This window comes from Streptomyces sp., from assembly GCF_036566765.1.
GTDB lineage: Bacteria > Actinomycetota > Actinomycetes > Streptomycetales > Streptomycetaceae > Streptomyces.
In genome coordinates, this window is sequence record NZ_DATCVQ010000026.1 from 1 (window position 1) to 13619 (window position 13619).

A 13619-nucleotide genomic window follows, 5' to 3' on the forward strand; every position below is an offset into this window, starting at 1 on the left:
GATCACGGTCGAGGCCATAAAGGGTCTGACCGTTCTGAAGGACCTCGTGGTCGACATGGAGCCGTTCTTCCAGGCGTACCGCGACGTCATGCCCTTCCTCATCACGAAGGACACGAACGAGCCGACGCGTGAGCGCCTCCAGACCGCCGAGGACCGCGAGCGCTTCGACGACACGACCAAGTGCATCCTGTGCGCGGCGTGCACGTCGTCCTGCCCGGTCTTCTGGAACGACGGCCAGTACTTCGGTCCGGCCGCCATCGTCAACGCGCACCGCTTCATCTTCGACTCGCGTGACGAGGCCGGGGAGCAGCGCCTGGAGATCCTCAACGACAAGGACGGCGTGTGGCGTTGCCGCACCACGTTCAACTGCACGGACGCCTGCCCGCGTGGCATCGAGGTCACCAAGGCGATCCAGGAAGTGAAGCGCGCGCTGATCACGCGTCGCTTCTGACCGTTCGTCACTCGCAAAGGCCCGCATTCTGTACGCTTCGGCGTGCAGGTGCGGGCCTTTGCGCTGTTGCGCGGTGGAGAGCGGGAATCGATGAGCGAACCGAACCCCTATCAGTCGGACCCTTCCAAGTCGGACCCCGGATATCAGTGGGGGCCGGATCAGCGGCCGGGCGCGCCCGGCTACGGCTACCCGCAGAACCCCGCGACGCCAGGACTGCCCGGCTACGGCTACCCGCAGACCCCGCCGACGCCGGGACTGCCCGCCTTCCCTCCCGCGTACCCGTCGATCGCGCCGCCCGGCGCCGCCCCGACGCTGAGCCTCGGCGACATCGCGATCGTCGGCGACCAGATCATCACCCCCGCCGGCCCGATGCCGCTCAAGGGCGCGGTGTGGAACGCGACGGACATGTCGCGGGTCGAGGAGCGGATCCCGCCGGTCGCGATCGTGCTCGCCGTGATCTTCTTCGTGTTCTGCCTGCTGGGGCTGCTGTTCCTGCTGATGAAGGAGAAGCAGACCACGGGCTATGTCCAGGTCACGGTGACCAGCGGCGGCCGGCACCACTCCACGGTGATCCCGGCGACCACGCCGGACACCTTCTACTGGGTGCTCGGGCAGATCAACTACGCCCGGACGCTGAGCATCTGATCATGTAGGGGCTCCCTCAGGGGCGGCCCAGGGATCTCCCCGATGGTCCGTCCCGCCGCCCGCCCAGAGGCTTGATCCATGACGAACTCACGGATCAGAAAGCCCCGTTGGGCACTCGCCGCGGTGACGGGCCTCGCCCTCCTCGGAGTGACGGGGGCGACCGTTCCCGCGGTGGCGGCCGAGCCCGCCGCGGTGGCCGGGTCCGCCGCGGTGGCCGGGTCCGCCGCGGTGTCGGCCGCCCGCTACGGCCGGGTGGACGCGGAGGCGCTGCGCGCGGCGCTCTCCGGGCTGCCCGACGACTACGTCCGGGGCGCGATGGTCCAGGTGACCGGCCGGGACGGGCGGTGGAGCGGGACCGCGGGCGCGTGGACGGACCCGGTGGACTCCGAATTCGCCATCGGAAGCGTCACCAAGCTCTTCACCTCGACCCTCGTGCTCCAACTCGTCGGCGAGGGACGGCTCTCCCTGGACGACAGCGTCCAGGAGCTGCTCCCCGGGCTGCTGCCGGAGTCGTACGCGCCGATCACCGTCGGGCAGTTGCTCAGCCACACCAGCGGACTGCAGAAGCCGCAGTGCGTCCGGCCCGGCACGCCGGTGGAGGTCGTCACGTCCGCGGTCTCCTGCGGCACGCCGACCGCCCCGGGCACAGCCGTCCAGTACAACGGCATCAACTACTTCATCGCCGGTCTCGTCGTGGAGAAGGTCACCGGCCGGACGTACACCGAGGAGCTGCGCGACCGGATCCTGCGCCCGCTCGGTCTGCGGCACACCTCGCTGCCGGCCGACGACTGGGCCTGGGCCGAGGGCGGGATGGTCTCCCGCGCCTCGGACCTGCGGCGCTTCATGACCACGCTGATGCGCGGCGGACTGCTGCGGCCGGCCGAGCAGGGGTTGTTGCGCGCCCTGCCGGAGGTTCCGGGCGCGAGGTTCAGCTACGGCGGACTGATGACGACCCGCCTGCCGGACGGCGGACCGGTCGTCTGGGGCAAGACGGGCACCAACCGCGGCCACACGAGCGGCGTGTTCGTCACCGCCGACCTGGGCCGGGTCGTGGTGTACTCCACGCTCCCGACCGGCAAGGACGCCGACCGGGAGACGGAGCGCGTGATGCGGATCGCCCAGGCGGCCTTCAAGGGGTCCGAGGCAGCTGACTCAGGATCGTCGGGTCGGTGATCGCGGTGTCGTCGGCGAGCAGCATGGCCTTGCTCAGGACGATCGCGAGCATGCCGTCGCCCTCGTAGGGCAGCGGCCCGGCCGCGTCCGTCGCCTTCGCGGCGCTCTTCGGGACGATGCACAGGTACTGGTCGTACGGAGCGATCAGCACGTTGCCCGAGCCGAGGTGGATCTTGTACGTGTGCGCGTCGCCGCGCACGTGCAGGAACCGGCCTTCGACCGTGCAGCGCTCGCCGATCGCGAGCCGGGGCACGAGGCGGGCGAGCAGCTCCCGGCGGGTCTCGGCGCTGCGCGACAGCTCGCCGAAGCCGTAGCGCTCCCAGTAGTCGCGGTGCCGGCCGCCCGGGCCGCCGTCCTGCCAGGTCGGGTCGTTGCCGACGCTGGCCACACCGACGAACAGGTCGACGTCCCGCAGGACTTCGGAGAGCACCTGCTCCGGGACCTGCTCCAGGGGTATCGGCTCGGAGGCCGTCGTGTACCGGCCGCCGCCCGCGTGCGCCCAGTTGTGCGCGGAGTCCAGCGGGTGGAAGCGGACCTGGTCGGTGGTGACCTGGGCGTAGGCGTACGAGCCGGTCAGGTCGCCGTCCTGGTCGCCGCCGGCGCCCTCGACCCAGTACTCGGCGCGCAGGCCCCACTCGGGCAGCTCGCGGTGGAGCGGCGGGTAGGAGTCGTCGACGCAGAGCCGCAGCTTCGCCGTCCAGCCGCGCTGCACGGCGAGGGCGTTGAGCTGGTACTGGCGCAGGACGTGCCCGGCGAAGCGGTTGGAGTAGACGGCGGTGGCGCGCTCGGCGTCGGTCAGCGGGTACACCTCGCGGTGGGCCTGCTTGAACGGCTGGGTGACGCCCTGCCGTTCGAGCCGCTCCCGGCAGGCGAGGACCTCCTCGGCGGGGCGGCCCACCGGGTGCCAGAGGGTGACGGTCGCGGCGGGCCCCACGCACACCGGGTCGCCCTGGAGGGTGCGCAGGTCGGTCCCGTCGAAGAGCACGGGGGTCTCGCCGCCGACGGCCCAGATCAGCCGGCGGGCGAGGGCGCCGACCAGGGGGTGGTCGAGGACGCGCTCGCGCCAGGTCCGGAAGTCCCAGCTGCGGCGGGCGAGGAACTGCCGGTCCAGGCGCTCGCTCTGCGCGCCGAGCATCCTCTCGATGTCCTTGACGGACGCCTTGAGCTCCTTGAGCGCGTCGGCGTGGTCGCGGCGGACCTCGGCGGGCACGGTCGCGACCTGCTTGCCCTTGGCGTTGCTCCAGGTGAGCCGGGCCTTGGCGCCGTGCACCTCCAGGAGCCCGTGGGCGTCGCCGAGGCGGATCTCGCGGCGGCCGACTCCGGTGAGCCCGTACGCGGGGACCGCCAGCTCCTCGATCTCGGCGCGGCCGACGCCGAGTTCGGCCGCCTTGGCGTCGAGGGCGGCGGTGAGCTGCTTGAGGGTGCCCTTGTAGGTGACCTTCGCAGAGAGCCGGGCGAGCTCGCCGAGGGCGGCCTCGTGGTCGATGCGGGCGAGGGCGAGCACGGCCGCGTTGGCGACCTTGGGGCTGTGCGGGCCGATGCCGGGGACCTTGCGCAGGGAGACCTCGACGAGCCGGCCGAGGGCCCGTACGGCGGCCGGGTCGGGCGGCAGCAGGGACACCAGCCAGGCCAGGCCCTTGAGCGCGTCGGCGTTGTGCGGGTCGTAGGTCTTGTTGTGGTCGGTCCAGCCCTCGCGCACGTGCAGCTCGACGGTGCGCGGCGCGCCGACGAGCCCGAGCCAGCGGACGGCGGACTCGCGCAGGGTCTCGGGGCTCCCTTCGACGAGGGCGAGCGCCTCCTTGTCCCAGGCGGCGGTCGGCCGGGCGGCGGCAGCGGTGAGCAGATGGGCGAGCAGAGCGCCCGGGGCCTCGGCCATGGCCTGCTCGGCCCAGGACTCGCCGGGGCTGAGCACGGGGTCGTCGATGCCCCCGAGGATGTCGGCGAGGGTCTTGTCCGAGAGATAGGCGGTGCGCTGGCACCGCCTGAGCAACGCGACGAACCCGCCGGGCAGTTCCCGTCCGGCGTCGAGCTCCCCGCGCGCGAGGGTGACCAGCTCGTGGGAGACGTAGTACTCGTACGCGGTGGACAGCTCGGCCATGCGGGCGCGCGCCTCGGTGGGCGTCATGCCGTCAGCCCCCCACCAGCGGGACCAGCTTCAGGAACGTGACCTCGGTGTCCGGGCCCAGTTCCACCGTCTCGTCGAGGTCCTCGATCTGGCGGTCGCCGACCAGGACCAGGAAGCCGTTGCGGCCGAACGACTCCACCGCGCGGGCGAACTCGCGCTCGGACTCCTCCGGCGCGGCCTCCTGTTCGACGCGGCGGCGGATCAGCTCGCGGAGCGCGAGGCGCTCCTCGGCGACGGAGAGGCCGCCGGCCTCGGTCCGCGCCCCGGACGTCGTCTCGTCGACGAAGGTCACCTTTGCCATGCGGAGCAGCGTAGGAGAGGCGTCTGACAACGGCCGCACGCGGGGCGCTTCAGCCCTGCCAGTGCTCGACTACGCCCTCCTCCGCGACGAGCATGATCCGGCGGAGCATGTCGTTGAGCCGGTTGAGCTCGTCCTCGTCGAGGACGCCGAGCAGCCGGTACTCCTCGTGGCCGAGGACGTCCATCGCGCCGAGCCAGGTCTCGCGGCCGGAGGCGGTGAGCTCGACGACGACCCGGCGGCGGTCGGTCGTGGACTGGGTGCGGCGGACGAAGCCGCGCTTCTCCAGGGCGTCGAGCCGGCCGGTGACGGAGGCCGGCGCGAGGTCGAGGTCCTGGGCGAGCTCGGAAGGCGCGGCGCTGCCGCCCCGGCCTGCCAGCTTGTGCAGGGTGTCGAACTCGTGGCGCTCCAGGTCGAAGTCGACGAGCGACTGCTCGCGCACCCGGCGCAGGTGCACCGAGAGCTTCTTCATGCGGGTGACCGCGCCCTCGACCACCGGGTCGAGGCCGGGCAGCACCGGCTGCCATCGCGCCACGTGCTCGTCGGTCCAGTCGCGCCGCGGCGGTTCCGCGGGCGGGGGCGGGGGTTCCGTCGGCTCCATGGGTCGATCGTACGTCGATCTCCGAGGTCCTTCGCCTCCGAATATTTCGTTGCCGAATACTTCGTTGACGAATAATTCGACACCGAAATAGCCTTGGGATCATGCCTCCCGCTCCCGGCGACGTCTCCGTCGCACCCGCCCCCCGGCCCCTCCCCCACCCGCTCCGTACGCGCCCCTTCCGACTGCTCTTCGCCGGCCGCACGCTCTCCCTCCTCGGCGACGCCGCCATCCCCGCCGCGCTCGCCCTGGCGGTCCTGGAGGCCACCGGTTCCACCTCGGCGCTCGCCCTCGTCCTCGCCTGCGCGATGGTCCCCAAGCTGCTTCTGCTGCCGCTTGGCGGCGTGGCCGGCGACCGGTTCGACGCCCGGACGATCGCCCTCACCACCGACCTCGTCCGCTGCGCGACCCAACTCGTGGTCGCCGCCCAGCTGCTGAGCGGCACGCCTGCCATCTGGCTCATCGCCGCCGCCGAGGTCGTCGGCGGCGCGGCCGGGGCGTTCGCCATGCCGACCGGCGCGCCCCTGGTCAAGGGCACGGTCGCGGCCGCGTCCCTGCACCACGCCAACGCCGCCCTGGGCATCGCCCAGAGCGCCACCCGCCTCGGCGGCCCGCTGCTCGCCGGCACGCTGGTGCTGACCGTCGGCCCCGGCTGGGCGTTCGTGCTGGACGCGGCCACCTTCGCCGTCAGCGCCGCGCTGCTCGCCGCCGTCCGCGTCGAGCGCGTGCCGATCCCCCAGAGCTCGCTGCGCGCCGACCTCCGCGAGGGCTGGCAGGAGGTCAGGTCCCGCAGCTGGTACTGGACCAGCCTGATCGGCCACAGCGCGTGGAACGGGGCCGCGGCCGTCCTGATGACCCTCGGCCCGGCGGTCGCCGTCTCACAGCTCGGCGGCGCCACGACCTGGGTGGTGTTCCTACAGGCCGGCGCGATCGGCCTGCTGCTCGGCTCGCTGCTCGCGCACCGCGCCCGCCCCCGACGCCCCGTCCTCGTCGCCAACCTGGGCCTCGCCACGTACGCGCTGCCGCTGGTGCTGCTGGCCCTGCCCGCGCCGGCGCCGGTGACCGTCGCCGCGTACGGGATCGCCCAGGCCGGGCTCGGGTTCCTCTCCCCCGTCTGGCAGACCGCCGTCCAACGGGCCGTGCCCGCCGGCGCGCTGGCCCGCGTCACCTCGTACGACTGGCTGCTCTCACTCGCCGCCATGCCGCTCGGCTACGTCCTGGCCCCGCTCGCCGCCTCCGCGTGGGGGCCCGAAGTCCCGCTGCTCGCGGCCGCGGTGGTGGTCGGCGGCTGCTGCCTGGGGACGGCGCTGGTGCCGGGCGTACGAAACTTCAAGGGCTGAAGCCCGGGTTGTCGGTGCAGTCCCCTACCTTCGTACGCATGGTGGGGAGCACGGGCCTGGAGAGCAGGCTGGACGAGGCCGTCGAGGCGGACCTCGCGGAGGACCGCGGGCGGGTCGGCGCACTGCTGGCGACGCTCGACGTTGCGGGGCGGCGGGCGGGCGCGCTGCATCTGCACCGGCGCATGTGCCGGGTGCCGGAGCCCGTCGTGGCGCGGGCGCTGACAGCGCTGTCGGAGCAGGAGCTGGGCTGGACGACGGAGGAGTCCGATCTGCTGCTCGCGCGGCTGCTGGGCATGGACGCCGAGGTCTCGCCGTACGAACTCCGGGAGGAGTTCCTGACCCTGGCCACCCTCGCACTGACGGCGGCCGAGCAGGCCGAGGACTTCGACCGGCCCCGACTGCGCGTGCTGCGCGGGATGGCCGAGGACCTGCACTACTTCCAGAGCGACGCGTACGCACCGCTGAAGCGGCGGCTCGCCGCCCTGCTGGCCCGCGAGCCCCGGATCGGGGCGGACGGGCTGCCCCGCCATGTCCTGGACGCGCTGGACGAGTACGGGCCGGCGATGCGGGCCGCGCATCCGGAGCTGCTGGCCGGGCGGGGCGCCGCCGCGTTCCTCGCGCACTGCCTCCAGGTGGGGCAGGTCCGCGCCACCAAGGCCTGGCGCAGACGGGCCTCGGCGCTCCTCGCGGAGACCGAGGCCGGCTCGGAGCTGGTGCGGCGGCTTCTGGAGGGGATCGCCGCTCAGCCCGAGCACAAGTACACGGACCTCAACCCGTGGGGCATGAGCGGCTGGGGCGTCGCGGGCGACACGAACACCTGCCTGGTGCGCGGGCTGCTGTGGGCGGCGCTCGACCTGGACGCCGACTGGGCGGCCCCGCTGATCGGCGCGGTCGCGATCAACGCGGGGACCGGGGTGGGCGGTTCGGGCGGTTACTGCCGCAACCAGCCGCTGACCACCAGCGCCGTCGCCGTCCTCGGCGAGTTCGACGGGCCGCACGGCGAGCAGGCCGTCCAGTGGCTGGGCCGGGTCAAGCGCGCCGTGAAGAACCGGACGGTCCTCAAGGGCCTCGCCAAGGCCGTGGAGGCCGTCTCCGGGCGGGCCGGCCTCACCCCGTCGATGCTCCGCGAGCGTGGGGTGCCGGACCACGGGCTCGACCCGCGCGGGGTGCGGGAGGAGCCGCTCGGGGCGTACACGGCGGTGCTGTCGGCGCAGTCGCCCGGCGTGGCCGCGCTGGCCTTCCAGGGGCCGCAGGGCAAGGCGCTGAAGTCCGCGCCCAAGGCGCTGCGGGAGGAGCACGCCAGGCCGCTGAAGGAGCTCCGGGGCTCCCTGAAGGAGCTGAAGTCGCTGCTCGCGGGCGAGCGGGCCCGTCTGGAGGAGCATCTGGCGGCCGGCACGACCTGGGCGGCGGAGGACTGGGAGCGGTACTACGTCGACCACCCGGTCACCGGCGCCGTCACGCGCGCGCTGCTGTGGGAGGTGACCGCCGCCGACTCGGACGACGGGCACTGGACGGCCGGGCTGCCGGAGCGGACCGGCGGCGGCTGGGCGCTGGCCGGCGCGGACGGCACCGCGCGCCCGGTCGGGCCGGGGGGCCGGCTGCGGCTGTGGCATCCGCTGCGGGCCGAGGCCGACGAAGTGGCCGAGTGGCGTGACGAGCTGACCGCGCGCGAGCTGCGCCAGCCGTTCAAGCAGGTCTTCCGTGAGGTGTACCCGCTCACCCCGGCCGAGGTGACGACGGGCACGTACTCGAACCGCTTCGCCGGGCACATCCTGCGCTACGGCCAGGCCCGCTCGCTGATGGCCGAGCGCGGCTGGACCGGGAACCACCTGGGGTACTTCAGCGAGGGCTACTCCTCCGAGATGGTCAAGGAGCTGCCCCGGCCCGGAGAACTCCCGCTCTGTGAGGGCGTGTTCTGGCGCGCCCGGTTCTTCGTCGAGCTGGTCGACGAGGGCGCGGCGAGCAACGGGGTCGCCGTGCTGTGCTCCACGGACCAGGTGCGGATCGAGCGCCGCGCGGCCTCGGCCGGGCCGCGCGGGGCCTGGGAGCTCGCCGCGCTCGCCGAGGCGCCGGCACTGGTGCTGTCCGAGGCGCTGCGGGACGTGGACCTGTTCACCGGGGTGGCCTCGATCGGCGCGGACCCCGACTGGGAGGACCGCGGCGTGGACCGGGCGTACGGCGCGTACTGGCAGTCGTACGCCTTCGGCGAGCTGAGCGCGTCCGGAAGGGTCCGCAGGGAGTCCCTGGCCCGGCTCCTGCCGCGGACCCGGATAGCCGACCGGGTCGAGCTGACCGACCGCTTCCTGCGGGTCCGGGGCGACCGGGGCACGTACAAGATCCATCTGGGCTCGGGCAACATCCTGATGGAGCCGAACGACGCCTATCTGTGCATCGTCCCGAAGCAGGGGGCCGGGGGCAGCCGGGGCGACAAGGTCTTCCTGCCGTTCGAGGAGGACGGCGGACTGCTGTCGGTGATCCTGTCGAAGGCCTTCCTGCTCGCCGACGACGCAGGGATCACCGACCGCACGATCACCGCCCAGCTGCGCACGGGGCGCTGACCCGGCGAGGAACGCGAGGGCGTCGAACCGCCGCCCTGCGGCGGCGGGCGGTGCGATCTGCCCGGCGCGCCGGGCTAGGCTCGGGCACTGTGACGGAAGAGAAGGCCCCGGCGAAGGCCCCCAAGAGCGAGCAGACCCGCACCCTCATCCTCGAGACCGCGCTCCGGCTGTTCAAGGAGCGCGGCTACGACAAGACGACGATGCGGGCCATCGCCCAGGAGGCCGGCGTCTCCGTCGGCAACGCGTACTACTACTTCTCCTCCAAGGAGCACCTGGTCCAGGGGTTCTACGACCGGATCGCCGAGGAGCACCAGGCGGCCGTGCGGGACATCCTGGAGGGCGACGAGAAGGACCTCACGGCGCGCATCCGCGGGGTCCTGATCGGCTGGCTCGACATCGCCGAGCCGTACCACGAGTTCGCGGCCCAGTTCTTCAAGAACGCCGCCGACCCGGACAGCCCGCTCAGCCCCTTCTCCCCCGAGTCGGAGGGCCCGCGCGAGGCCGCGATCGAGGTCCACCGCAAGGTCATCTCCGGCGCGGCCGTGAAGGTCGACCCCGAACTGGCCGAGCCCCTGCCGCAGTTGCTCTGGCTGCAGCAGATGGGCCTTGTCCTGTTCTGGGTGTACGACCGCTCCGAGGGCGCCGCCAACAGCCGGCGCCTGGTGGAGCGGCTCGCGCCGGTCACCGCCCGCGCGATCTCCCTGTCCCGCTTCCGCATCCTGCGCCCGCTGGTCAAGGAGACCCACGACCTGCTGGCCGACTTCATGCCCACCGCCGCGGGCATGGCCGCCTCGGGCAAGCCGACCCGCGCCAAGAAGTCCGCGCAGCCGGACGCGTCCTAGGCCGGGCGACGCGTCCTCGACCCGGCGACGCGTTCCCGGACTCGGCGACGGGTCCTAGATCCAGCCCAGTTCCCACAGGCGCCAGATGCCCGTGCCGTCCGAGAGGTACTGGGAGCCCGCGACGTCCTGCGTCGACAGGACGTAGTCCTTCTTCTGCCACAGCGGGATCAGCGGGACCTCCTTGGCGACCTCCGTCTGGATCGCCTTGAAGTCCTCGGCCGAGCGGGCCCGGTCGCCGTACTGCTGGGTGGAGGCGATCAGCTGGTCGATGCGCCGGTTGGAGAAGCCGTTGTGCAGCGTGTTGTCGGTGCCGACCAGCGGGGCGGTGAAGCTGTCGGAGTCCGGGAAGTCGGGCAGCCAGCCGACCGTGTACGCGTCGTACTTGCCGCCCGCGTAGGCCTTCTGGAAGTCCGTCCACTCGGCCTGGACGACCTTCACCTCGAAGAGCTTGCTCGCCTCCAGCTGGCGCTTCAACTCGGCGGCCTCGGCCGCGTAGGTGGCGTCCTTGCGGAAGCCGAGGGTGAACTTCACCGGCGTCTCGACGTCCGCGTCCTTCAGCAGCTCCTTCGCCGTCTTCGGGTTCGGCTGGGGATACGCGTCGAAGAACGCGGTGTTGTGGCCGGTGAAGCCCTGCGGGACCAGCGAGTAGAGCGGCTCGACCGTGCCGTGGAAGACCTTCGTCACCATCTCCGGGCGGTCCAGGACCGCCGCGACGGCCCTGCGGACCGCCTTGTCGGCCATCTGCGAGCCGGGCCGCACATTGAAGTTGAGGTTCCGGATCTCCGGGCTCTCCGCCTCGGTGAGCCGGATGTCGTCCTTGGTGTCGTCCAGCGTCGACACCAGCTGCGGCGGCAGCTGCCGGTGCGTGACGTCGACCTCCTTGGCCTTCCACGCCTCCGCGAGCTGCTCCGACTCCTTGAAGTACTTGATCACGACCGCGCCGCCGGTGTTGGAGATCGCGCCCTTGTACTTCGGGTTCGGCTCCAGGCGGGCGCGCACGCCCGGCTCGTACTCCTTGAGGACGTACGGGCCCGAACCGTCCACGCGGATGCCCCCGCGCAGCAACCTGGTCGGGTACTGCGTCCGGTCCACGATCGAGCCCGCGCCGGTCGCGAGCTTCTGCGGGAACGTCGCGTCCCGGCCGCTCAGGTTGAAGGTGACCGTCTGCCCCTCGGCGACGACCGACTTCAGCATCGGGAACAGCGGCTGCGGACCGACGTCCGTCTTGATGCCGAGCATCCGCTCGAAGGAGTACTTGACGTCCTCGCCGGTGATCTTCCGGCCGTTGGAGAAGGTCAGGTCGTCCCGGAGCTCGCACTGGTACGTCTGGAGCTTCATCCCGATGAACTTGCAGCTGCGCGCCGCGTCCGGGACGGGCGTGGTGAAGCCCGACTTGAAGGTCAGCAGCGACTGGTAGACGTTGCTGTACATGGCCCAGGAGCCGGCGTCGTACGCCCCGGCCGGGTCCAGCGAGGTCACCTCGTCGGTCGTGCCGACGGTGATCGGGTCCTTCCGTTCTTCGTCGGAGGGCAGCAGCTGCCAGCCCCCGACTCCCGCCGCCACCAGGGCGCCGCACGTGATGAGGATCCGCAGACGGATCGACCGCATTGCCGTGCTTCCTTCAGTTCGAGCCCACCCCTGTCGCGACGGCCCCCTAAGCCTTTTGTCGCGATGGCGCTCATCCCATCACACCGGTTTCACAAGCGGAAGAGGAAACCTTCACCACACACGCATATGTCCGCGATATGAGATTTGCCGGGCCAGAACCGTACTGATCGGTCACTTAGCGGACCGTCACCTCGCCGTCGCACGGAGGTCGCCGAGCGGTCGGTCACGCCTGCTTCGAGGCGAGCTGCACGACGGTGATGTCGGAGGGCGCGCCGACCCGCACCGGCGGGCCCCAGGCGCCCGCGCCGCGGGACACGTACAGCTGGGTGTCGCCGTACCGCTCCAGACCGGCGAGGGTCGGGTTGGCCCGGTCCGCGATCAGGTTGCCGGGCCACATCTGGCCGCCGTGGGTGTGGCCGGACAGCTGCAGGTCGACGCCGTGCTTCACCGCGTCGTGGATGACCACCGGCTGGTGGGCGAGGAGGACGGCGGCGCGGGACCGGTCGCGGTCGCCGAGCGCGCGGACGAAGTCCGGGCCCTGGCCCTCGTTCTCGCCGGCGACGTCGTCGACGCCCGCGAGGTCGAAGCCGTCGATCTCCACACGGGAGTTCCGCAGCGGGTGCAGACCGAGCTCGCGGACGTGGTCCACCCAGGCGTCCGCGCCGGAGAAGTACTCGTGGTTGCCGGTGACGAAGAAGGAGCCGTGCCGGGCCTGCAGCCGCGCCAGCGGCTCGGCGGCCGGGCCCAGGTTCTCCACGCTGCCGTCGACGAGGTCGCCGACGACGGCGATCAGGTCGGGCTGGGTGGAGTTGATCGCGTCGACGATCCGCTGGGAGTGCGCGCGGCCGAGGATCGGCCCGAGGTGGATGTCGGAGACGACCGCGATCCGGTACCCGTGGACGGCGCGCGGCAGCTTGGCCAGCGGCACGGTGACCCGCTTCACGCTCGGCCCGCGCAGCACCCCGTACGTGCCGTACCCGACGGTCCCCACGGCCGCGGCGGCCGCGGCCCCGCCGACCACGCGGGAGACGAAGAGCCGCCGGGTGAACTCGCCGCTCGGGGTGGAGCCGGCGGGCTGGGCGGGCGCCGGCTCGGGGCCGGCCTCCTCGGTCAGCAGCGCGCCGCTCCCGGGCGCCGTGACCGGCACGGTCTCGGGCACGGGCTCGGGCGCCGGCTCCAACGCCGGGGTCTCACGCTTCGCCAGGACCCGGCGCAGCACCGGCCGGACCAGCTCGCCGACCAGCAGCGCCAGGGTCACGTACAGCAGCACCGCCAGCCACAGGTAGCCGGGCCAGGCGACCGTCTGCTGGAGCCAGAACGGCGCGTCCGCGCGTCCCGAGGAGAGCGCCGCGAACGACAGCAGCGGCAGCGCGACCGCGGCGACCGTCCCCAGCCGCCGCGCGAGCCCGCCCGGCGCCGTCACGTCGCGTACCAGGCGCCGCCACACGTACCAGTGGACCCCGGCGAGCAGGGCCACGACCACGATCATCACCAGCACAACGAGCAGCACGCCCCGGCACTCCTATCCGTGTGTGGTGCGCGACGCGCGCACGCCACGCAACCCGATCACACCGATCACCGTCCCCAAGACAAAGGACGTGATGGCGAGCAGCAGATGAACCCAGAAGTACGCCGTCGGTTCGCCCGCGTCGTCGAAGGCGAGACCGCTCCCGTCGTTCCACAGGTTCTTGACGAAAGTGATCCAGATGAACCAGCTCCACACGCCGAACGCGAGCAGGAACCAGGAGACGGACCGGCTGAGCTTCATGGCCCCAGTATCACCGGCCCCGTCCGGCCGCCCGCGTCCGGGTGGACGAACGGCTCGAAGGGAATGTGCGGGGTACGGAACGCCGAGGTCCGCGTGTACGTTCTCGTCCGTGTCTGCTTCGAAGAAGGCCGCTGTGACGGTCACCACGGCTGCCGCCCTCGCCGTCCTGCTTCCGCTGATCACCGCCGGACCCGCGCTCGCGCGGCCGGTGGC

12 protein-coding genes are annotated in these 13619 nt (G+C 72.4%); 6 read left to right on the forward strand and 6 right to left on the reverse strand.

What is annotated here, in order from left to right:
- From VIU94_RS01250 to VIU94_RS01260, 3 genes are all read left to right on the forward strand, one after another.
- Positions 1 to 451, forward strand: a 451-nt coding sequence (locus tag VIU94_RS01250; RefSeq protein ID WP_331906555.1) for a succinate dehydrogenase/fumarate reductase iron-sulfur protein, incomplete at its 5' end; no start/stop codon positions are given.
- 90 nt (positions 452 to 541) lie between these two features.
- Positions 542 to 1096, forward strand: coding sequence for a hypothetical protein (locus tag VIU94_RS01255; protein ID WP_331906557.1), 555 nt, complete (start codon positions 542 to 544; stop codon positions 1094 to 1096).
- A 78-nt stretch (positions 1097 to 1174) separates the two neighbouring features.
- Positions 1175 to 2269: a serine hydrolase domain-containing protein gene (locus tag VIU94_RS01260; protein ID WP_331906559.1), complete on the forward strand. Its 1095-nt coding sequence runs from the start codon at positions 1175 to 1177 to the stop codon at positions 2267 to 2269.
- Here the strand turns inward: VIU94_RS01260 and VIU94_RS01265 are convergent.
- The 3 genes from VIU94_RS01265 to VIU94_RS01275 are packed head-to-tail and all read right to left on the reverse strand — an operon-like array spanning position 2226 to position 5293.
- Positions 2226 to 4394, reverse strand: coding sequence for a DUF4132 domain-containing protein (locus VIU94_RS01265; RefSeq protein ID WP_331906561.1), 2169 nt, complete (start codon positions 4392 to 4394; stop codon positions 2226 to 2228). The genes VIU94_RS01260 and VIU94_RS01265 overlap by 44 nt on opposite strands.
- Before the next feature lie 4 nt (positions 4395 to 4398).
- Entirely contained in the window at positions 4399 to 4695 is a 297-nt protein-coding gene (locus VIU94_RS01270; RefSeq protein WP_331906563.1) for a hypothetical protein, read from the reverse strand.
- Between the two features lie 49 nt (positions 4696 to 4744).
- A complete protein-coding gene (locus VIU94_RS01275) occupies positions 4745 to 5293 on the reverse strand; it encodes a MarR family winged helix-turn-helix transcriptional regulator (RefSeq protein ID WP_331906565.1) in 549 nt (182 codons plus the stop codon).
- Positions 5294 to 5394: 101 nt separating this feature from the next.
- Between VIU94_RS01275 and VIU94_RS01280 the strand changes: the two genes are divergently transcribed.
- From VIU94_RS01280 to VIU94_RS01290, 3 genes are all read left to right on the forward strand, one after another.
- A complete protein-coding gene (locus tag VIU94_RS01280) occupies positions 5395 to 6630 on the forward strand; it encodes an MFS transporter (protein ID WP_331906567.1) in 1236 nt (411 codons plus the stop codon).
- A 38-nt stretch (positions 6631 to 6668) separates the two neighbouring features.
- On the forward strand, positions 6669 to 9188 hold the full coding sequence (locus VIU94_RS01285; RefSeq protein WP_331906569.1) for a DUF4132 domain-containing protein: 2520 nt from the start codon (positions 6669 to 6671) through the stop codon (positions 9186 to 9188).
- Positions 9189 to 9277: 89 nt separating this feature from the next.
- Positions 9278 to 10030, forward strand: a complete 753-nt coding sequence (locus tag VIU94_RS01290) for a TetR/AcrR family transcriptional regulator (RefSeq protein ID WP_331906571.1) — start codon at positions 9278 to 9280, stop codon at positions 10028 to 10030.
- Positions 10031 to 10084: 54 nt separating this feature from the next.
- On the opposite strand, the gene VIU94_RS01295 is transcribed toward VIU94_RS01290, so the two are convergent.
- From VIU94_RS01295 to VIU94_RS01305, 3 genes are all read right to left on the reverse strand, one after another.
- On the reverse strand, positions 10085 to 11638 hold the full coding sequence (locus tag VIU94_RS01295) for an ABC transporter substrate-binding protein (protein ID WP_331906573.1): 1554 nt from the start codon (positions 11636 to 11638) through the stop codon (positions 10085 to 10087).
- A gap of 223 nt (positions 11639 to 11861) precedes the next feature.
- Entirely contained in the window at positions 11862 to 13148 is a 1287-nt protein-coding gene (locus VIU94_RS01300; protein WP_414720863.1) for a metallophosphoesterase, read from the reverse strand.
- Between the two features lie 12 nt (positions 13149 to 13160).
- A complete protein-coding gene (locus VIU94_RS01305) occupies positions 13161 to 13406 on the reverse strand; it encodes an SCO4848 family membrane protein (protein ID WP_331906575.1) in 246 nt (81 codons plus the stop codon).
- Positions 13407 to 13619: the final 213 nt, after the last annotated feature.